Origin of the sequence: Treponema sp. UBA785 (genome assembly GCF_002297065.1) — a bacterium.
In the GTDB taxonomy this organism is placed as follows: domain Bacteria; phylum Spirochaetota; class Spirochaetia; order Treponematales; family Treponemataceae; genus Treponema_D.
In genome coordinates this window covers 14,003-33,593 of record NZ_DBJD01000082.1, presented here as the reverse complement: position 1 = coordinate 33,593, position 19,591 = coordinate 14,003, and the positions used below count along the sequence as shown (strand labels likewise).

The window sequence follows — 19,591 nt, the reverse complement described above, 5'->3', positions numbered from 1 at the left end:
TCTTGATATTAAAAAACGGCGTCACCAGGAGTTGGATCGTCGTTTTATTATTTTTTATTATTCTGCAACGAATGGAAGCAGACAAATTGCACGAGCACGTTTGATTGCAAGCGCAACTTCACGCTGATGTTTAGCGCAAGTTCCTGTAATGCGGCGAGGAAGAATCTTACCGCGCTCTGTTGTAAAGCGTTTAAGACCGTCTGCATCTTTGTAATCTATTTTTACTTTATTAGCACAGAAACGGCAAACCTTCTTGCGGAAGAACTTTTTACCTCTGCGAGCGCCTTTCTCTTCGCCTTCGCGACCGTCTGAAGCGCCCTGTGTATCTGTTACATTTACTTTCTGTTCAACTTCGTTAGTTGTTACTTCGTCTGACATATTAAGTCTCCTAAAAATTGATTTTAATGATTAAACATTAAAATGGGATATCTTCTGAATATCCGCCGCCATTTCCACCAAAAGAAGGACTTTCTGCAGGTGGCTGATAAGACTGCTGCTGTGCAAAACCATTATTTTGCTGGAATTTCGGAGTGTACCCCCCTGACGACTGAGTGCCGCCGTTATCCGATCTTCCGCCAAGAAGCATTACACTGTCAGCAACAATGCCTACCTTGCTGAATTTCTGACCGTCTTTTTCCCAACGATCCTGACGCAAATATCCTTCTACGGCAATCTGCTTGCCTTTTGTAAGGTATGGCTTAAGGTTTTCCGCAGTTTTACCCCAGATTGTTACATCGAAAAAGTTTGCTTCATCAACCCACTGTTCACCCTGTTTACGGCTACGGTTTACCGCAATGCTGATATTAGCGCGTGCCTGACCGTTTGGAGTATAAGCAAAATCACGCTGATCATTTCCCAAGTCACGGACAAGACGTCCAACAAGGACTACTCGGTTAATATCTGTCATAAAATGCCTCCAGGTTGTTATTTACAGTGTTTATTAGATGAAAATAACTTTCTAGTCTTCGATTTTTACAAAAAGCCACTTCAAAAGGCTATGTGTTAATTTGAACTGAGTTTCGATTTCTGTAATTTTCGCAGGATTTGCGCTAACTGTAAAAAGAACGAAACGACCGCGTTTCTGTTTTTCGATAACATAAGTCAAGTCACGGTCACCGTAAGACTCTTCTTTGTCGATTTTTGCACCGAAATTGGCAAGCACTGAGCGAACTGCATCAGAAGCTGCCTTAAATTTGTCTTCTTCTGTAGAGAAAACAGTCATAAGTTCATACTTTCTCATCTTGTATGTTCTCCTTATGGTCAAATGGAAACTTCGTACGAAGTCTCAAGGGGTTGCTAAAAATATAACTTTTTTTTGCAGTCTGGTCAATACAAAAAAAATGTAAACAATTCTGGGCCATTTTTGCTGCGCAAAAAACGGGCTTTTCAGGGCTACGGCTTTCGCCTCCGACCAAAGGCTGACCTTTGTTTTCGCTTCGCTCACCCTTGCAATCCCTTGTCCAAAATATGCCTAAAACACAAAAAACAAAAGCGGATAATTGACACGATAAAAAGTTTTTTGCATAATATAAAAACCATATCGTGTTTATTGCCCGGGTGGCGGAATTGGCAGACGCGCTAGGTTCAGGTCCTAGTGAGAGCAATCTCATAGGGGTTCAAGTCCCCTCCCGGGCATATTCTTTTTTATAATCCGTTGTAAAAAGCTCTGCAAAAGTTATCTGATTTTTTTTGAGCCCTGACATTTCTGTGTAGGGTTTTTGCTCTGCTATAAATCAATTTTTTAGTTTTATAGTTCGAATTTATGTCCTTTTATGCTCATTACGAGTCCGATGCAGATCATTGCGGTCCAAAGGGATGAGCCTCCGTAAGACAAAAAAAGCAGGGGAATTCCTGTAATTGGCATAATTCCCATTACCATTCCTACATTTATAATAAAATGAAAGAAAAACATTGCAAGAATTCCTGAAATTATAAAATATCCGAATTCGTTATTTGTTGCTCTCATAATGTAAACCATTCGAATGAGAATTCCAAAATATAAAATGAAAACTGCCATGCAGCCTGCAAAACCAAATTCTTCTGCCAAAATGCTAAAAATAAAGTCCGTGCTCTGTTCTGGCAAAAAACGGTAATGGCTTTGTGTTCCGCGTAAAAATCCTTGTCCAAATAAGTTTCCTGAGCCAATTGCTATTTTTGACTGAATTATATTCCATCCGGCTCCTCTTGGGTCAGAGTCCGGATCTATAAAAACAATCAATCTTTTTATCTGGTAATCTTTTAGAACCTTTCCTGCAACTTTTGAAAGTATCAGAGCCGCACAGAACATTCCCGCATAATACGCGATCCAGTAAAAATACTTATTTTCAGGAAAGAAAAATTTGCCTGTTACTCCAATCATGCAGATTGCAAGCGACGCAATGATAACAAGAATACTTAGTTTTCCATTTGTAAGGACGCTGATTAGTTTGTAATTTATGTGAGCAATTTCAGTCTGATAAATCGGAAGAACGGTAAAAATTATTGTCAAAAGTCCGCCTGCAAATATAAAAAAAATATAGCGAAGCGGAAGCCCTGCGGCAAAGCACATTATCAAAAAAATCGGAATGTAAACCATTGCAGTTCCAAGGTCTGGCTGCAAAAGAATCAGCCCTGTCGGAAGAAGAAAAATTCCTAGAGAAACAAAAAATCTTCTTCTAGGCGATTCTGATTTTGAATTTGTAAGATATAATGCCAAAAACATAATATAGATGATTTTGCAAAATTCTGAAGGCTGAATTCCAAACGAGGCAAAACCAATCCAGGAGCGTGCGCCATTTACATAGCGTCCAAAAATTCTTGTATAGATTAAAAGAATTGCAAAACCAGCGTAAAGATACGGTACATAGCGAATAACTCTTCTATAATCAGTTATTGCTGTAAAAATCAAAAGAACGATTCCAATTCCAGCCCAGATAATCTGTTTTACATATTCTTTTGAAACTAAAAAGCCCTCAGAATTGATCGCAGATGAATAGATGAACATAATTCCAAGTGAAACTAGAAAAAGTACGCAGATAAAGAGAAAATAATCAAATATCTGAAAAAATCTTGTCTTCATTCTATTATTCCTGTCTGTTCTTTGTCTTTACCAAATATCTAAAACCTAAAGTATCGATTGCCTCATCAAAAGTCTGGTTTGCCAGAATTCCCTGAAAAATGATGTTCGTGCAATACGGAGCCCACCATTCCCAGTCATTTACGGCTTCGACAAGTACAGAGACAACATATTGCTCTTCAACTGGCGCATCGTAAGGGCCGTAAGCGACCATCCAGGAATGCCAGTGGTTTTTTTGAGCGCCGTTAACTTCAGCAGTTCCAGTTTTTCCTGCAAGCTGAAAACGCCTGTTGTTCATAGGATATTGGGCAGTTCCATCGGTAATCATATACCGCATATCTTTTTGAACTTCTTTCCATACTGCATTGTCAATATTCGATTCCCTTAAAATTTCAGGCTTTATTATTTCGATTGTTTCGTTTGTAGAAGGATCACGCACTTCTTTTAAGAGATGGGGTTTATAAATTTTCCCCTCATTGCAAACCATTGCAACCATATTTGCCACGTGCATCGGAGTAACGAGAGTGTATCCCTGTCCGATTGACATATTCATAGTATCACCGTCTTTCCATGTTTCATGATAACGGCGCTCTTTCCACTGGCTTGTTGGAACAAAACCTGTAGACTGTGCCGGAAGGTCTATACCCAAACTTTCTCCAAAACCAAATTCTTTTGAATAAGAAGCAATTTTATCTACGCCAAGATTATCCCTTCCGACAATCCAAAAATAAACATCGCATGACTGGGCAAGCGCATTTTTTAAATCTAGGTAGCCGTGTCCAGGATATTTTATGTGGCAGGTAAAAGTTCTGTTTCCATGGACAATTCGTCCAGGGCACTCAATTTTTTTTTCTGGAGGAATCGCTTTTTCTGCCAGAATTGCAGTTGTCATAATTATTTTAAAAGTAGAAGCAGGAGGATAAACTGCATTTACCGCACGGTTCAAAAGAGGATTATTCGGACTTGTCGCAAGTTTTGTATATTCATTGGCAGCATCATCAGAATTAAAAAGATTTTGGTCATAAAAAGGATAACTTACCATTGCCAGGACTTCTCCATTTGAAGGCCGTAAAACAACTGCCGCACCTACTCTTTTTCCAAGCGCCTGTTCTGCAAGTTTTTGAATGCGCGAATCAATCGTCAAAACAAGATTTTTGCCAGGTTCTGGAGGTTGAATTACTGGAATATCGGAAATAATATGTCCGCGCGCATCTACAGTACGGCTTTCAAGACCGTTTTTTCCCTGGAGATAGTGGTCATATTGCTTTTCAATTCCAGTTTTTCCAATAATCGAATTCGCCTTATAGCCATGATTATACATAACATTGAATTCATCTTTTGTAATATCGCCGACATAACCGATTACATGGCTTATAGAACCTGTTTCAACGTAGTTTCTCATTGGTTTTGAACGCCAGCTTACTCCTGGAAGGTCGGTAATATTTTCTGCGATATTAGAAATTGTATTAAAAGGCACATTTACGCGAATTTCAATCGCCTTATAGGAATTTCTCATTCGTGCAGGAATTTTTTTATCGATATAGCTTTTTGGAATATCAAGGTATTTTGCAAGTTTTGAAACGACAGTGTCATAATAATCGGAAGGAATTTCAGCAGGAATTAGGTCAACCGCAAAAGAATCTGTGTTAATAACCAAAGGAAGAGAAGCGTTTCTATCAAAAATTTCGCCGCGTTGTGCAGAAATTGTCTTTATCTGGCTTGAAATAGTTCTTGAACGCTGTCTGTAAGCCTTTCCTTCAACAACCTGAAGGCTGAAAAGTTTTACCGTATAAATAAAAAAAGTTAAAGCAAGTCCTAGAAGAAGAATGATGATGCGGATATTTTTTTTTGAGGCAGCAAGACTTTTTTCATAGCTGGAAAACAAGTCGTTATTAAAATCGTCCATTAACGAACCTTCTCTAAATCAAGGAGAATTCCATTTTTGAAAATATTTAAAAACTTAAAAACAAAAGGAGCCAAAATAGAATTAAAAAGGAGTTCAAAACCGAACGAAATTGAAAAAATGCTGTAGCTAACGTTAACGTTCGGATAAAAGACAGCGATTAACCATAAAACAAAGGCTTTAAACAACGTAGAAAAGGCGCCGAGTATAAACGGAAAAAACATTCCGTTTATATTCAAAGTTTTGCTGAAAAGCCCTGCAGCATAGCCAAAAACTGTGCGGAGCAGACAGTTATAGCCAAAAGGAACAGCACAGAAAAAATCAAGAAAAAGACCGCTTGCAAAACCTGAGCATGCGCCAAAAAGTCGGCCATTGTTCAGGCTAAAATAAAGGGAGCAAAGCAAAATAAAATCAGGAATTGCCGGCAAAATTAAAATATTTGAAAGCACGGCGCTTTCAAGCAGGGCGAATCCCAGAAAAAAAAGACAGGCAAAACCAAAAGATTTCATTTACTGGCGCCTCCTTTCCAGCAGCGGATTTGTTTCTTTTAAATCTGTCACAATGACAGTTTCAAGACGTGCAAAATCAACGACAGGAGTAATTTCTATATTAAGAGACGAATCGTATTCAACTACCATAATATTTGTAATCGTGCCGACAGGAATATCAGCAACATAATTATCAGTTTCGCCGGAAGTAACTACAATATCACCAAAATTAAGTTCAGGAAGAACCCTCTTTTTTATATATTTCATTTGCAGCGGCGAATTTGCATTTCCGCTTCCATTTACCAGTCCAATATCACGCGTATTTTGAATTCTTGAAGAAACAACGCATTTTGAATCATAAACTGGCATTACAAGGCTTGTTTCCAATCCTACGGTAACAATTTTTCCGACAAGACCTGTCGTTCCATTCTGAACCGCAATAACCGACATTCCTTTTTTTATGCCGCTGCGGCTGCCCTTGTTTATGGTAATTCCCGAATAGATATTGTCTGGATTTCGTCCGATTATCTGGGCAGGAAAATTTTTCTGTTCGATATGAGTGGCAAATTGAAGCTGTTCTCTCAGACGCTCATTTTCCTTTCGAATTTCAGTATTGTTTCTCTGTAAAAATTCATAATTTTTAAGTTTTTCTTTTAATTCCTGATTTTCTGCTTTAAGGCTTTTGAGTTCTGCAACTGCCGTAAAAACTCCGGTCACACCGTCGCAAACCGAGTAAACTGCTTTTTGCAGTGAAGTTACCACAGAAAAACCAACTCTCTGAAAATTTAATACAAAACCGCCGCCACTAAAAGCAAGCGCTAATCCAGACAGAAAGAGAAGAATCAAGAATATAAATTCTGCGAAACTAAAAGAAAATGAACGCCGTGCCATTTTTACTTAGTCGTTAATATCGCTGTAAACCATGCGGCCGCTTGACACGTCGTTAAATACATCAAAGGCCTGGCCTGCGCCCTGAGCAACACATTCAAGAGGCTTTTCAACAAGAATTACAGGAACTCCTGTTTCTTTTGAAATAAGTTTTGAAAGACCTTTGAGCATGCTTCCACCGCCAGTCATTACGATTCCGCGCTCGATAATATCGGCTGCAAGTTCTGGAGGCGTTTTTCCCAAAGTTCGTTTTACTTCATCCACAACTTTTTTTACAGGTTCTTTAAGGGCTTCGCGGATTTCAAGAGAGTCGATTTCAAGAAGGCGTGGAAGATGAGTGATAGCATCTGTTCCGCGAACCTGCATTTTTTCGTTTGTAGTGCCGTCAGTTTCTGCGTTTCCAATTTGAATTTTAATTTTTTCGGCTGTCTGCTGTCCAATGTTCAAATTTGAAACCTGAAGAATGTGCTTTACAATGGCTTCGTCAAATTTATCTCCACCGACACGAATTGAACTTGTTACAACCATTCCTCCCAAAGAAATTACAGAAACCTCTGTCGTTCCGCCGCCAATGTCGCAAACCATATGTCCTGCAGGCTCATCAATAGGAATTTTTGCACCGATTGCCGCAGCCAGGGATTCTTCAATTACATCGACTTCTTTTGCTCCGGCTTTAAGGGCTGCCTCGATTACTGCGCGACGTTCAACCTGAGTAATGCAAGAAGGAATCCCGATTTTCATACGAGTTGATTTGAACAACTGATGACGAGGAACAACCTTTGCAACAAAATAGCGGATCATTTTCTCGGCGCTGTCAATGTCAGCAATTACACCGTCTGCAAGAGGTCTGATTGCAATTATGTTTTTTGGAGTTTTCCAGAGCATGCGTTTAGCCTCAGCGCCAACTGCAACGACCCGCTTAGTTCCTTTTTCTACGGCAATAACTGAAGGCTCATCAACTACAATCCCTTTTCCACGTACATAAATCAGCGTGTTGCAAGTTCCCAGGTCAATACCAACATCTGTTGAAAAACGGTCAAAAAAACCCATTTTATTCCTCCCAGCCCCATTTTTTTCATATTTATGTGCATTTTAAATTTTTTTTTACACTTATTTATATTCAGCTAGTTTTTTTAATGATTCAGGATGATTAACCTGTGCTTTCAAGGCTTTTCGCCAGTAAGAACGAGCTTTTATAATATCACCCATATTCTCATATATTACACCAAGACCGCAAAGAGCGTCAGCAGAATTTTCATTTTTTTTGAGAATTGAATCAAATTCTTTTTTAGCTTCAGCAAATTTCTTTTGTCCTGTGTAGATTTTTCCAAGCAAAAGATGAGCCTTATCTGTTATTTTCTCTTCCTTGCATTCTTTTGAAATTCTAAACAGATACTGCTCTGCCGCCGCGGCCTGTCCTGCATTATAATACTGTTCTGCAATTGAAAGAAGAAGCAAGTCGCTTTCCCGAGTCAAAAGCGCTTGAGTAAAAGCAGAAATGCTTTCCATCGTCATGCCAAGAGAAGCATAGCTTAAGCCCAGGTATTCAGGAATATCATCCGCCAGATAACCGTCTTTCAGGGCACGGTTCAAATAAAGAATTGCAAGGTCTGCATAGTAATGATAGTTTGATGCCGAATCTTTGTAAAAATAAGCCTTTCCGAGCATATATTCAAGTTGCGGAATAAGCGAAGATTTTGCATTATGAAGGGCAAGCCGCAAACTGATTATCGACTCGTCGAGGAAAGTCTGGGTTTCTGAAGGCTCAACCGCTGCATTGGCAAGATAAAATGCAGAATATCCGCGGTACGTCAAAGCCTTGTTGTTAAAAGCATTGTCTCTTAAAATCGCGCCGCTTATATCATAAACTTTTTGATAATTAAAATTTTTCCATTCTTTTGATAAGTGTGTTATTGAATTTCCTTTATAAACGTGAATATCAATTAGACGGCAGATAAAAAAAGTAACGGCAGATAAAAAAAGCATACAGCAAAATAAAATAATGCTGTTGCGAAGCACATGGCTTTTTCTTTTTACTGTTCCACCTGGCAAAATATTGAATTTCATTTTCCCACCGCTATGCTTTTTAAATAAAAAAACAGAAAAGAAAATAAGCCGGGTTCTGTTCTGTCCTGCAAAATTAAAAATCTTACCGGACTCATAACCATCTATCCGAAACTTTTGTCGCCAAAAGCCTTTAGCAGTCTACCCGTGGCTTAAAGGCCGGAAACCAAAACCACTGCTTGACTTTGCTCCAAATGAGGTTTGTCCTGCCATAAATGTTGCCATTTATGCGGTGAGCTCTTACCTCACCTTTGCACCCTTGCCTTTATTAAGGCGGTTTATTTTCTGTGACACTTTCTGTCGGAAGACGGGTTATACATAAAAATGCAACTGCCGTTTTCCGCCCTGTTATTACCAGGCATCTTTTCCGGTGGAGCCCGGACTTTCCTCACCTGCAAAATTTATCATTAAAAATTGCGGGCACGATTATTTCTTTTCTGTATAATTTTTTTATTTTTATTAGTCGTCAAAAGAAATTGATTTTTCATCTCCGTCATCAAGAGAATCATCATCAGTTCCGTCTGATTCTTCGTCATACTCATCATTGAACTCGTCATCAAAATCAGCAAGTGTTCCTGTTTCGTCCATTGAAAGGAAGTCTTCCGCCTCTTCGCCTTCTGCAATTTCCTGATAGAAAAGGATACGGCTGCAATATGGACAGAAAAGAATTTTTTCGCCTTCGTGAACTTCGTTGGCAAACTGCGCTGGAAGAATCATGTGGCAACCTGTGCAGACACCGTTCTTTACAGCAACGATACCTTCACGGTTACGCTGTATAATTCTCTGGAATTTGTAGACAATTTCGCTATCCAATCCAGGAGTAATTTCGTTTTCCTGAGCTTCAAGTTCTTTTATCTGATTTTGATATGACTGAACTTCGCTTTCAAGGGCGGCCTTGTTTGAATTAAGCTCAGCTTCCTGAGCTTTTATCATTTCCTCGTCCATTCGGAGTTTTTCGTTAAGCTCTTCGCGCTCTTTGTCTTTTTTCTGGAGCTCGCTGCGGATTCCAGATTCCTTTGCAGATGCTTCGTTGATCTGTTTTTCAAGCGCTTCATATTCACGGTGAGTAGAAATGCTGTCCATTCCTTTTTCGCCAGCTTCACGAGATTTTTCTGCTTCTTCAAGCTCAAGCTGGAGCTGACTTGCTTCAGCCTTTACTTTCTCATAAACTGCGCTTGTTTCCAGAAATTCTTTTCTTAAACGAACGAGAAGCTCATCCTGTGTAAAAAGCTGTTTTGGAGAATCTTCAATTTTAGCCATAAGGCTGTATTTTTCTGCAAGAACATCCTGCAGAGCCTTAAGCTTATCAAAAACTTCTGTCATTGCCATTTAATATCCCCTAGGTAAGTATTCGAAAAATTATATAGAATTAACTTTTTTTTGTCTATCAATCGCTTTTTACGATTCGATGTAATCGCGAAGACCGCTGGCACGGCGCGGATGTCGAAGCCTGCGGAGAGCCTTTGCTTCAATCTGACGGATTCGTTCACGGGTTACGTTAAAGTACAGCCCTACTTCTTCCAAAGTCAAGCTGTAGCCATCGTCAAGTCCAAATCTCATTTTAAGAACTTCCTGTTCACGTTCAGGCAAAGAAGAAAGAACTTCGTGCAACTGATTCTGAAGCATCTTGTATGCAGTCTGATTCGCAGGATTTTCAACTTCCTTGTCCTCGATAAAATCTCCGAGCTGGCTGTCTTCTTCTTCGCCGATTGGAGTTTCGAGAGAAATTGGTTCTCTTGCAACATTTTTAACCTGTTTTACACGCGCGACAGGCCAGCCAAGCTGCTGCGCGATTTCTTCATCGTTTGGCTCACGTCCCAGTTTTTGCATAAGCTGGCGGCTTTCGCGGACAACTTTATTTATCTGCTCAATCATGTGGACTGGAACACGGATTGTTCTAGCCTGATCGGAAATTGAACGGGTAATCGCCTGACGTATCCACCATGTTGCGTAAGTCGAGAATTTGTAACCTTTGCGATATTCAAATTTTTCAACAGCCTTGATAAGACCGATATTTCCTTCCTGGACAAGATCAAAGAACTGCAATCCGCGGTTTGTATATTTTTTTGCAATAGAAACAACAAGGCGGAGGTTTGCATTGATGAGCTTATTCTTTGCCTTTTCCATCATGCGTTTTCCTCGGTTGATTTCCTTTGCCTTTGTAAGAATTTCTTCCACGCTGTTTTCAAAATCGTATTCCATGCGGCGGAGTTTTCTGTCTATTTTCTGGATCTGCGTATAAACATCGCGAATTTCATCGCTTGACATTCCAAGCTCTTTTTCGAGTTTTAACGCTTCTGAATGAATTGCGAGTTTACGGCCAAGGCTGCGAAGTTCTGAAGGGCTTGAGATTCTCAGTTCCTTCATTTTCTTTTCTTGGCTGCGGCGGTAATCTTCAATTTTATCAGTTGCTTCTTCAAATTTTCCACTGAATTTTTCAATTTCCTCAGATTGAATTTCTATTTTTTTGAGTTCTGGCAAAATTTTTGCACTCAATTCAACAAGCTGAGAATTGTCAAAAATATCTGCTGATTGCTCTGCTTCAAAAAGTGTTTTTTTCAAAGCCATATACTGTTTCATTTCTGGCAAAACAGGTTTTATCCATTCTGAATAGCAAGACTTTAAGCGGCGCTTTTCTGCCATTTCTTCGTTGATTTCTTTTCTTGCTTTTCCAGGTTCATGCGGATCAATTCTAGTAAAAGCCTTCTGGGCAACAACAAAAAATTCAGGAATCATCATTCCGGAATCTTTTATAACACCTTTTATGATGTTTTCTCCGTCTTCCATTTCTTTTGAATATTTTACTTCCTCTTCTGCTGTAAGAAGCTTTTCTTTACCGATTTCGCGCAGATAAAGGCGAATCGGGTCGTCAACGCTAGAATCTTTATCTCCGTTTACAATATGAGATTCATCGTCAGATTCTTCACTTTCTCCGTCTTCATCAAGACTTTCGTCACTGTCTTCGTCTTCATCGAGATTGTCTTCTTCCATAACCTGAATATTATTCTGGGTTAAAAGTTGAAGCACATTTTCCATTTTTGGAGAATTAACAAAGTCCTGGCCGAGAATTTCATTGATTTCGTCCCAAGAAATTATCTGTTTATCTTTCGCATATTCAAGAAGTTTTACAACTACGGGATCGAGTTCCTGATCCATTTTTTGCCTCTTTTTTAATTGAATTTATATTCTAATTTTTTTTAGAACAAACGAGCCTGTCAATATTCATTTTTTCTTTCATTAAAGAATTAAATTCTTTTATCTGCTCAGGTGTAGAAGGATTTTTTAGAACTTTTAGCCGCTCGATTATATAATCCATCTGACGTTTTAAATTTTTTCCTTTAATTATTTCAATTCCGTCTCTGATAATTTTTTCCGTATTTTGAGAATATTCTCCGGACATTACACCTTCGGTAATCAGTCGCGTTAATTTCGGATCTTTACAGTGTTCGCAAATTGAACTGAAAGAAAGGTTTTTCTGCTGGTAGCAATCCTCCAGAATAATGAATAATTGTTTAGCTTCAGATGATTCAAAGACATCTTCGTTTATTTCCCGCCGCATCAGCTCAAACTGATTAGTATCGGCGATTACTGCGAGCAAAACTCTTAATTCCATTCCTTTCCGGATGTTTTCATCGGTTTCGCTGTTTTGTAAATCTGTCCGTTTTTCTAAACGGCTGCGGGCACTTTCCCGATTATTGTAATCTCTGAGAACAGCTTGACTCGACAGGTTAAGTTTTTGACAAAGCTGCTCCAAGCTAGTTTCTTTCTGAATGTCAGTTTGAAGTGAATCTACATATTGGAAAAAAGCCATCGAAATTCGAGCTTTTCCGTCTGGCGTATCAGCCGGATATTCATTCATCAAAGATTCAAACAGATAGTCAGAATCTAATATAGCGTTATTGACATCTATCGTCAAGGTTTCTGCACCGTATTTGAGTAAAATTTCCGAAGGATCTTTTCCACCGGTCAGTTTTATTACTTTTACAGCGATTCCAGCCTTTCTGCATGCAATAATTGCTTTTCTTGTAGCGCTCTGTCCGGCCCCGTCGGAGTCAAACGAAAGGTAAACTGTAGAAACGCCATTTTCACGGCTGTAAGCATATCTCTTTAGTTTTTGAATATGTTCTTCTGTAAAAGATGTTCCGCAGGAAGCAACGGCATTTGTTATTCCTGCCTGATGGTACGCAATGCAGTCCATCGGGCCTTCGCAGATTATCGCAAAACCTTTTTCGCCCATTGAGCGTTTTGCAAGGTTCAAGGCAAAAAGAGTGTTTTTTTTTGAATAGATTGCCGTTTCAGGCGAATTTATGTATTTTCTCTGAGATTCATCTGACGGAGGAATTACGCGCCCGCTCAAAGCTACGCAATCTCCCCGTTCATCAAAAATTGGAATCATAAAACGGTCGGAAAAAAGACTCATATCCTTGTAATTTTTAGAAAAAAGCCCTGACGAAGAAAGCAGTTCTTCGCTGAAATTCTTTGAATGAAGGAATTTTTTTAGCCAGTAACGGTCGGCAGGAGCATAGCCAAATTTAAATTTTTCTATTATTTCGTCTGTGATTCCACGAGTTTTTATGTACGAAAGCGCCTTTTTGCCAGAATCGGTCTGAGTAAGAAGATAGTTAAAAGTTCCTGCAAGCCTGTTGTAAAGGGATTTTAAGTCGTCTTTTGTGTGATCAACCTTGTATTCTGCATTTCCGTTTTCTGAATATTGAAGCGCAACTCCGAATTTTTTTGCAAGAAGCTCGACTGCTTCCGGAAACGAGATTTTTTCAATTTCCTGAATAAATTTTATTGCCGAAGGTCCGCCGGCATGGCAGCCAAAACAGTAATACGCATTTTTTTCAGGAATAACATGAAAAGAAGCGGTTTTTTCGCCATGAAAAGGACAGCATCCCCAGAAATCCGAGCCGCGTTTATCAAGCTTTACATATTCTCCAACTACAGAAACAATATCTGCCGCTCTTTTTACCGCTTCAATTGATTCTTGAGTAATAAATCCAGCCATTATTTTGATGATGCCGCCTTTTTTGTTTTAAATTGAATTCCAGCCTTTGAATGAGAGCTGAAGCTTTTTGAGAAAGTATGAGTTCCGTTCATCTCGTCATTAAGCGTAAAATAATAATAATCGGTTTTTGGAGGGGTTGCGGCGGCTTTTAAAGCGACGGTTCCAGGATTGGAGATCGGAGACGGAGGAAGTCCTGCCCATTTGTAAGTGTTGTAAGGTGAATCAATCTTTAAGTCATCGTAAGTAATTACATCTGGATGCGGTCTTCCTAGAATTTCTGTGATTATATATTCAATTGTTGCGCAGGAATAAAGGCCGATATTCTGTTCAATTCTGTTTTTAAAGACAGAAGCAATCAAAGGTGCTTCCCTTGCGACGCGATATTCACGCTCAACGACAGAAGCAAGGACAATCGTGCTGTAATATTCTGAAACGTTTTTTCCTGAATATTCGGGAATAGATTCAATTTTTTTGAAAAAATTATTTACCATCATTTCAACAACTTCTTCAGCCTTCATTCCCGGTGTGAAAAAATAGGTATCTGGAAAAAGAAATCCTTCTAAGGTTGCGGCTGGAATTTGATATTTTTTTAAAAGCGAATAATTTCTCGATGCAAGAATAAAGTCCTGTTTTTTGCAGACGCCTTCTTCGTCAAGAATTTCCGCGATTTTAGAAACAGTCAGCCCTTCCGGCAATACAGTTTTTATGTATTCTTGATGGCCGGATTCAAGCTCGGAAAGAATTTGAGCAACTGTCATATTCGGACTCAGTTCGTAAACTCCGGATTTTAAAAGATACGGAGTTTTTCGTCCAAAAACAACCGGAAATTTTGAGGATGCATAAAAAAAGTTTTCAGAACGAATAAGATTCGATTTTTTTAAAATCGAAGCAATTTTTCTTGTGCTTGTCCCTGAAGGAATTTCAATGCGAATTTTTTCAGACTTTTTTGAAATCGACACGGGAACATAAAGTTCTGTAAGAAAAAAAACTAAGACAAAAAGAAAAAAAATCGAAACAGAGGCAGCTGCGCAACGAGCGAATGTTTTTTTATTCATAATCACTCCAGCGAAAAATCAGTCTTCGGCGCTAAAAAATTTTTCAACTTCGTCAATCGACATAAGGCTGTAAATATACAGCTCAACTTTTCTGGAAAAATTTTCAAGTCCGGATGGAATTTGCGGCTGATTTTTTCTTAAAAATCTGGCAAGAAGTTTTACTTCCCTGCCACTAAAATTATATTCAAATGAACCGGAATTTTCAGGAGGAATTTTATTTTCAGAATTGTTTTCTGACAAAGACATTTTATTTTCCTGTGCAAGGACAAAAAATACAATAAAAAAGCCTTAAGATTTAACTTAAGGCTCAAAATTCTGGGGAGTGAAGGATTCGAACCTACGAAGCACTAGGCAGCAGATTTACAGTCTGTCCCCTTTGACCACTCGGGAAACTCCCCTTTAATAAAAAAAAAGCTGCCTGAAGGACTCGGACCCTCGACCCCGAGATTACAAATCACGTGCTCTACCAACTGAGCTAAGGCAGCATTTTTATTTTTTTCGCTTGAGTTACTTAGTTACCCCTGCGATGTGTTTATATACTAGCAAACTGAAAAAAAACTGTCAATAGTCTTTTTATAATTTTTTTAAAAGTTTTTTAAATTTTTTTTTGCAAAGTCCGGACGGAGCTTTTCTCCGCCGTTTATATAAACAGGTTTTATCTTTGAGTTTGAACCGAGATACGCAGTAACGAGGATGCGGATCATTTTTTCAGGGCTGCCTTCAATTTCTGGTTCCTGGCTGCAGAACAAAGGTACATTAGAAACGTCAATGCCGCAGTTTTCTCCGCGCCTCAACGCCGCGGCAGGATTCATTGCTGTTAAGTCATTTGTCGAAGTAAATTGAATAGAAACGATATTTTCTGGCAAAACCTTATTTTCTGAAAAAAGTTTTGAGCACATTTCGACGACATTTTTTGCAATTGATTCTTTAGTATTTTCGCAGCCAGTTGCGCCGCGAATTCCAAAAAGCCTTAATTTCTTGCTAAAAAACAAATTCATTTTTAATTATCCTTATACGTAGAAACAAACGGTGGTTCGTCTGTTTTTGCCTGCGTTTTTTTTATTTTAAATCATTCAGCGCTTTCAATACTTCTGACGCGCTTGCATTTGAAAGAAGCGAATTGAGTTCCGGATACTGCTTAAGCATTTCGCCGATTTTTGAAAGTTTTTTTACTGAATTTTCATTTTCGATGATTTTTTGAGCATGCTGTTTTGCGTATTCGGCCAGATTTGCATCAATTTCAGACTGAAGCTTTTTATAAGATTCTTTTGCCAGGTTATAGAGATTTAAGTCAGGGACAGAAGCCTTTTTTATAAGAATTTCATCGACTGTCACAGAATCATATTTGTTGTTCAGATTAAGATTTTCGATAATTTCCGGCACATTGTAAGAAGCGATCACTGTGTTTTCATTCATTTTTATAATGTACTGGCTCAATTCCTGTGAAATTTTTGCAGAAATTTTTTGAAGATATTCTTCAAGCGACTTTTGCCCTGTTAAATTCTGCGCAGCCACAAGTTTTATAAGATTTTCCGGTTTTACAGAAAGAAAAATTTCAAAGTCAAATGAATAGGAAAAATCAGGCTCGCCCTTAACAAGGCTTGAATAAATTTTTCCGGAAGGCAGTTCTCCTGAAAACGACTGCTCAAAGACACAGGATTTTTTTTCAAAAACATAAATTTCAGCGTTTTTTGGGATGACTTTTTCCCATCGCCAGCAAAATTTTTCATTTTCTATGATTTTTTGATACACGCCGGAAGTTTTTGACGTCATTACACCGTATTTCCCGACAGGAACCCTAAAACTTACAAAACCGAGATAAAAAACAAATCCCGCAAATAAAAGAATTATTATAAAGCTTATAAAACCCTTTTTCATACCAGCCCTTTTTCTGTATAATTTATTTTATAGATTAGAGATGATTTTATAACGAAACCAAAGCAGTTAGCAAGCATGGAAAAAGAACTGTCAGACAATAAAAAACTCCGAAAAGCTCAGCCGAAATGGAAAAATCTCAGATATTTTACAGTTTTCCGCAGATTGCCGCTGCTTCTTTCTCTTACGCGCCGCGCATTTATTTTTTTTAGCTGCGTCCTTGTTTCTCAGATTGTGCTCTTTTTTTCGGGAAATATTCAGAATTTTCTTGATGAGAATTTAAATCTCATTCTTTTTTCTATATGCTGCGCTTCAATCGGGACAGGATTTTTTGCCCTTGCAGCCTGCCTTGAGTGCATTTTTTACATTATTTCGACTAAAAAAATCTATTTTTATGTTCACCTTATAATTTTTATTGTATTTTTTATTCTGGCGGTTTTTATCTGCCTTGCTTCAAATTCGATAGAAATTCTTTCGGGCGGACTTGTGAAAAAGTGAGATTAAAATATGAAAAAAATTCAGATTCCCTATGAACTCAAAAAAATGAATTCGATTTTTAAAGAAGCTGGTTTTGAAGCGTTTTTAGTTGGCGGCGCTGTGCGCGACATTCTTCTTAACAAAAGCGCGAGCGACTGGGATTTGACGACAAATGCACATCCGCAAGATGTAATAAAACTTTTTCGTCACGTAATTCCGACAGGAATAAAGCATGGTACTGTAACAGTTCATTTTATGAAAAAAGAAATCGAAGTTACAACATACAGAGCCGACCAGGGATATTCTGACGGACGGCATCCTGACAAGGTGGTCTTTGCTGAGTCGATTGATGACGATTTGAGCCGCAGGGATTTTACAATGAACGCAATCGCGGCAAGCCTTGACGACGGACATTTGGTCGATCCGTTTGGCGGCCAGCTTGACATAAAAAACAGAACAATCAGAACAGTCGGAAATCCGCATGAACGCTTTATGGAAGACGGCCTGCGTCCTGTGCGGGCGCTTAGGTTTGCAAGCCAGCTGGATTTTTGCATAGAAACCTCTACATTTTTAGAAATTTCCAATTGCGAAGTTCAGAAAAAAATCAATTCAATTTCGATGGAACGTTTCCGCGACGAATTTTTGAAGATTTTAAAAAGTCCTCTTCCGTCTGTCGGCCTAAAACTTATGGAACAGACAGGAATTTTAAAGCTTTTTATTCCGGAGCTTGCAGAAGGCCGCGGTGTTACGCAGGCAGACGCGAGGGGGTTTCATCAGTTTGATGTTCTTGATCACAATATTTTTTCGTGCGATGGCGCTCCAAAAGACAATTATATTGTCAGAATTGCAGCCCTTTTTCATGATGTAGGAAAAGTAAGGGCAAGAACTGTAAGTTTTGAAGAAAATCCTGTGACGAAAGAAAAAATTGAAATAATTCATTTTTGGAAACACGAAATTTATTCGGCGGAAATTGCGGAAAAAGTCCTTGCAAGGTTAAAATTTTCAAATGCCGAAATCGAAAGAGTCTGCCACCTGATTCGCGAGCATATGTTTTATTATGAGCCGGAATGGAAAGATTCTTCTGTGCGCCGTTTTTTGGTTAGAGTGGGAAAAGGCTATCTTGACGACCTTTTTGAACTCAGGCTTGCCGACAACTATGGCAAAAATTGCGAAAAGGCAGAACCCGGCGACCCCGTAATTCAAAACATTCTTGAACTAAAAGAGCGGATTAAAAAAATCGAGGATGAACACTCGGCTTTGAGCTTGAAAGATCTAAAAGTGAATGGAAAAGACCTTATTGAAAGAGGAATTCAGCCTGGAAAAAAACTTGGCTTGATTTTAAATGAACTTTTCCAGGCCGTTCTTGATGATCCGTCAATGAACGACCGTGAAAAACTTCTGGCTGTTGCCGAAAAGCTCAACGAAAAGACGTCTATTTAGAAAATTTCCGGTAAGTTTCGGCGATTATCCTGATGCCTTCATCAACTTCATCCTCGTCTCCTGCGTAATTTATGCGAAGACATTTATTGAAGTGAGGATGTTCGCAGACTGGCGGAAGTCCGTGCTCTGTGTCGTCTCCAAAGAAAAAATACTCTCCCGGAACAACGATTACGCCTTTCTTTTTTAATTCAGAATAGAACTGCATTGTAGGAATTGAAAGCCCTTTTAAAAGCAGCCACTGAAAAATGGAGCCTTCGCTTTTGTGAACGGCATAGTCTGTTCCGGCAAAATATTTGTGGAAAGCCTGAGCTGCCTTTTTTGCCTTGTTTTCATAATACGGGCGGACAAAATTCTTTGCTTTTTCAACAAGGGCGCCTGTTTTTATGAGATTTTCTGCCAAAGCCTGTCCAAAAGACCCAGAAGCAAGGGCTGCGATTGCGTTCATGTTTCCGATTGCCGTTACGATTTCGGCAGGAGCGATTATAATTCCAGTACGAAGCGAAGGCAGGCCAATCTTGCTCAAACTCATGCTCAAAACAACATTGTCGTCATAATACGGGCTTGCATCGCTTGTAAAAATAATGTTCGGCCATGGAAGTCCGTATGCGTTGTCGATTATGAGCGGAATTGAATATTGCTTCGCAATTTTAGAAAGCCTGGTAATTTCAGAATCTGTAAGAACATTTCCTGAGGGATTTGTCGGCCGTGTTACGCAGATTGCTCCAACCTGAGAGTTTTTTTTCATATATTCTTCAAGAAGCTCAAAATTTACATGGTACTTAAAAGTATGATCGGCCTCTTCTTTCCATGTTGACGGAATTGAAACAAACATTTCTTTTTCGATTCCCTGATCCGCGTAACCGATATATTCCGGAGCAAGCGGAAATACAATTTTTTTTCTATTTTTAGAACCGTCAGAGCTGAAAGTTCCTGCCAAAAGGTTAAAAAGATAAAAACAGGCGCTCTGGCTTCCGTTGGAAATCGCAACATTTTCCGGTCCTATTTTCCAGCCGTAAGTTTTAGAAAGATATTCGGCGACTGTTTCGATAAAGGACATTCTTCCCTGAGGACTGTCATAAAGCCCGATAAGTTTTTCAAATTCATCGCCGTTGTTCATTATTTTTTGCATTTCCTGCCTGTACATTGCAGAAATTTCCGGAATCATAGCGGGATTTCCGCCGCCAAGCCTGTATGGTTTTACGTTTTTTGGAAGCGGCCTGCCTATGTCGTCCATCAATTGCAGTATTCCTGACTGGCTGCAAAGTTTTTTACCAAAATCACTGAAATTCATTTTTATTTCCATAAAAAAGTCAAGGTTAAAACTTCAGTTTTAGAATT

At 38.9% G+C, this 19,591-nt stretch carries 19 protein-coding genes, 3 tRNA genes and 1 other RNA gene; 3 read left to right on the top strand and 20 right to left on the bottom strand.

The window, feature by feature from the left end:
- Window positions 1-57: 57 nt before the first annotated feature.
- The 3 genes from rpsR to rpsF are packed head-to-tail and all read right to left on the bottom strand — an operon-like array spanning window position 58 to window position 1,240.
- On the bottom strand, window positions 58-378 hold the full coding sequence (gene rpsR / locus B2X33_RS07125; RefSeq protein ID WP_296668648.1) for a 30S ribosomal protein S18: 321 nt from the start codon (window positions 376-378) through the stop codon (window positions 58-60).
- 37 nt (window positions 379-415) lie between these two features.
- A complete protein-coding gene (locus tag B2X33_RS07120; RefSeq protein WP_296022607.1) occupies window positions 416-907 on the bottom strand; it encodes a single-stranded DNA-binding protein in 492 nt (163 codons plus the stop codon).
- A 51-nt stretch (window positions 908-958) separates the two neighbouring features.
- Window positions 959-1,240 (bottom strand): 30S ribosomal protein S6, encoded by a 282-nt coding sequence (gene rpsF, locus B2X33_RS07115; protein ID WP_296022606.1) that lies wholly within the window; start codon window positions 1,238-1,240, stop codon window positions 959-961.
- Between the two features lie 311 nt (window positions 1,241-1,551).
- Here rpsF and B2X33_RS07110 point away from each other — a divergent pair.
- Window positions 1,552-1,635, top strand: a tRNA-Leu gene (locus B2X33_RS07110).
- Window positions 1,636-1,747: 112 nt separating this feature from the next.
- On the opposite strand, the gene rodA is transcribed toward B2X33_RS07110, so the two are convergent.
- The 16 genes from rodA to B2X33_RS07030 all read right to left on the bottom strand — a co-directional run bounded on the left by rodA (window position 1,748) and on the right by B2X33_RS07030 (window position 16,339).
- Window positions 1,748-3,058: a rod shape-determining protein RodA gene (gene rodA / locus B2X33_RS07105; protein ID WP_296668645.1), complete on the bottom strand. Its 1,311-nt coding sequence runs from the start codon at window positions 3,056-3,058 to the stop codon at window positions 1,748-1,750.
- Between the two features lie 4 nt (window positions 3,059-3,062).
- A complete protein-coding gene (gene mrdA, locus B2X33_RS07100; RefSeq protein ID WP_296668643.1) occupies window positions 3,063-4,961 on the bottom strand; it encodes a penicillin-binding protein 2 in 1,899 nt (632 codons plus the stop codon).
- Complete coding sequence (gene mreD, locus B2X33_RS07095; RefSeq protein WP_296668642.1) at window positions 4,961-5,467, bottom strand: rod shape-determining protein MreD; 507 nt, start codon at window positions 5,465-5,467, stop codon at window positions 4,961-4,963. Before mreD ends, mrdA begins: the two co-directional genes overlap by 1 nt.
- Window positions 5,468-6,337 (bottom strand): rod shape-determining protein MreC, encoded by an 870-nt coding sequence (gene mreC / locus B2X33_RS07090; protein ID WP_296668640.1) that lies wholly within the window; start codon window positions 6,335-6,337, stop codon window positions 5,468-5,470.
- Window positions 6,338-6,343: 6 nt separating this feature from the next.
- The gene (locus B2X33_RS07085; protein ID WP_296022601.1) at window positions 6,344-7,384 is read right to left on the bottom strand and encodes a rod shape-determining protein; all 1,041 of its coding nucleotides are present in this window, start codon (window positions 7,382-7,384) and stop codon (window positions 6,344-6,346) included.
- 60 nt (window positions 7,385-7,444) lie between these two features.
- A complete protein-coding gene (locus B2X33_RS07080; RefSeq protein ID WP_296668638.1) occupies window positions 7,445-8,401 on the bottom strand; it encodes a tetratricopeptide repeat protein in 957 nt (318 codons plus the stop codon).
- Window positions 8,402-8,429: 28 nt separating this feature from the next.
- An RNA gene (gene rnpB / locus B2X33_RS07075) (RNase P RNA component class A) lies at window positions 8,430-8,838 on the bottom strand.
- Window positions 8,839-8,857: 19 nt separating this feature from the next.
- Window positions 8,858-9,727, bottom strand: coding sequence for a zinc ribbon domain-containing protein (locus B2X33_RS07070; RefSeq protein ID WP_296022599.1), 870 nt, complete (start codon window positions 9,725-9,727; stop codon window positions 8,858-8,860).
- Window positions 9,728-9,796: 69 nt separating this feature from the next.
- Entirely contained in the window at window positions 9,797-11,554 is a 1,758-nt protein-coding gene (gene rpoD / locus B2X33_RS07065; RefSeq protein WP_296022598.1) for an RNA polymerase sigma factor RpoD, read from the bottom strand.
- A 31-nt stretch (window positions 11,555-11,585) separates the two neighbouring features.
- Window positions 11,586-13,406: a DNA primase gene (gene dnaG / locus B2X33_RS07060; RefSeq protein WP_296668635.1), complete on the bottom strand. Its 1,821-nt coding sequence runs from the start codon at window positions 13,404-13,406 to the stop codon at window positions 11,586-11,588.
- A complete protein-coding gene (gene mltG, locus B2X33_RS07055; RefSeq protein WP_296668632.1) occupies window positions 13,406-14,461 on the bottom strand; it encodes an endolytic transglycosylase MltG in 1,056 nt (351 codons plus the stop codon). Before mltG ends, dnaG begins: the two co-directional genes overlap by 1 nt.
- An 18-nt stretch (window positions 14,462-14,479) precedes the next feature.
- Complete coding sequence (locus tag B2X33_RS07050; RefSeq protein ID WP_296022595.1) at window positions 14,480-14,707, bottom strand: hypothetical protein; 228 nt, start codon at window positions 14,705-14,707, stop codon at window positions 14,480-14,482.
- 70 nt (window positions 14,708-14,777) lie between these two features.
- Window positions 14,778-14,859: transfer RNA gene (locus B2X33_RS07045), tRNA-Tyr, on the bottom strand.
- Between the two features lie 14 nt (window positions 14,860-14,873).
- Window positions 14,874-14,946, bottom strand: a tRNA-Thr gene (locus tag B2X33_RS07040).
- A gap of 99 nt (window positions 14,947-15,045) precedes the next feature.
- Entirely contained in the window at window positions 15,046-15,459 is a 414-nt protein-coding gene (aroH, locus tag B2X33_RS07035) for a chorismate mutase (RefSeq protein ID WP_296022594.1), read from the bottom strand.
- Window positions 15,460-15,520: 61 nt separating this feature from the next.
- Window positions 15,521-16,339 carry a hypothetical protein gene (locus B2X33_RS07030; RefSeq protein ID WP_296668629.1) on the bottom strand — a complete coding sequence of 273 codons (819 nt, stop codon included), beginning with the start codon at window positions 16,337-16,339 and terminating at the stop codon, window positions 15,521-15,523.
- Window positions 16,340-16,414: 75 nt separating this feature from the next.
- Here B2X33_RS07030 and B2X33_RS07025 point away from each other — a divergent pair, with 75 nt between their 5' ends.
- Window positions 16,415-16,834 carry a hypothetical protein gene (locus tag B2X33_RS07025; protein ID WP_296668627.1) on the top strand — a complete coding sequence of 140 codons (420 nt, stop codon included), beginning with the start codon at window positions 16,415-16,417 and terminating at the stop codon, window positions 16,832-16,834.
- A gap of 9 nt (window positions 16,835-16,843) precedes the next feature.
- On the top strand, window positions 16,844-18,253 hold the full coding sequence (locus tag B2X33_RS07020) for a CCA tRNA nucleotidyltransferase (RefSeq protein ID WP_296668625.1): 1,410 nt from the start codon (window positions 16,844-16,846) through the stop codon (window positions 18,251-18,253).
- Here B2X33_RS07020 and B2X33_RS07015 read toward each other — a convergent pair.
- Window positions 18,246-19,544 carry a valine--pyruvate transaminase gene (locus B2X33_RS07015; protein WP_296022590.1) on the bottom strand — a complete coding sequence of 433 codons (1,299 nt, stop codon included), beginning with the start codon at window positions 19,542-19,544 and terminating at the stop codon, window positions 18,246-18,248. The genes B2X33_RS07020 and B2X33_RS07015 overlap by 8 nt on opposite strands.
- Between the last annotated feature and the right edge of the window lie 47 nt (window positions 19,545-19,591).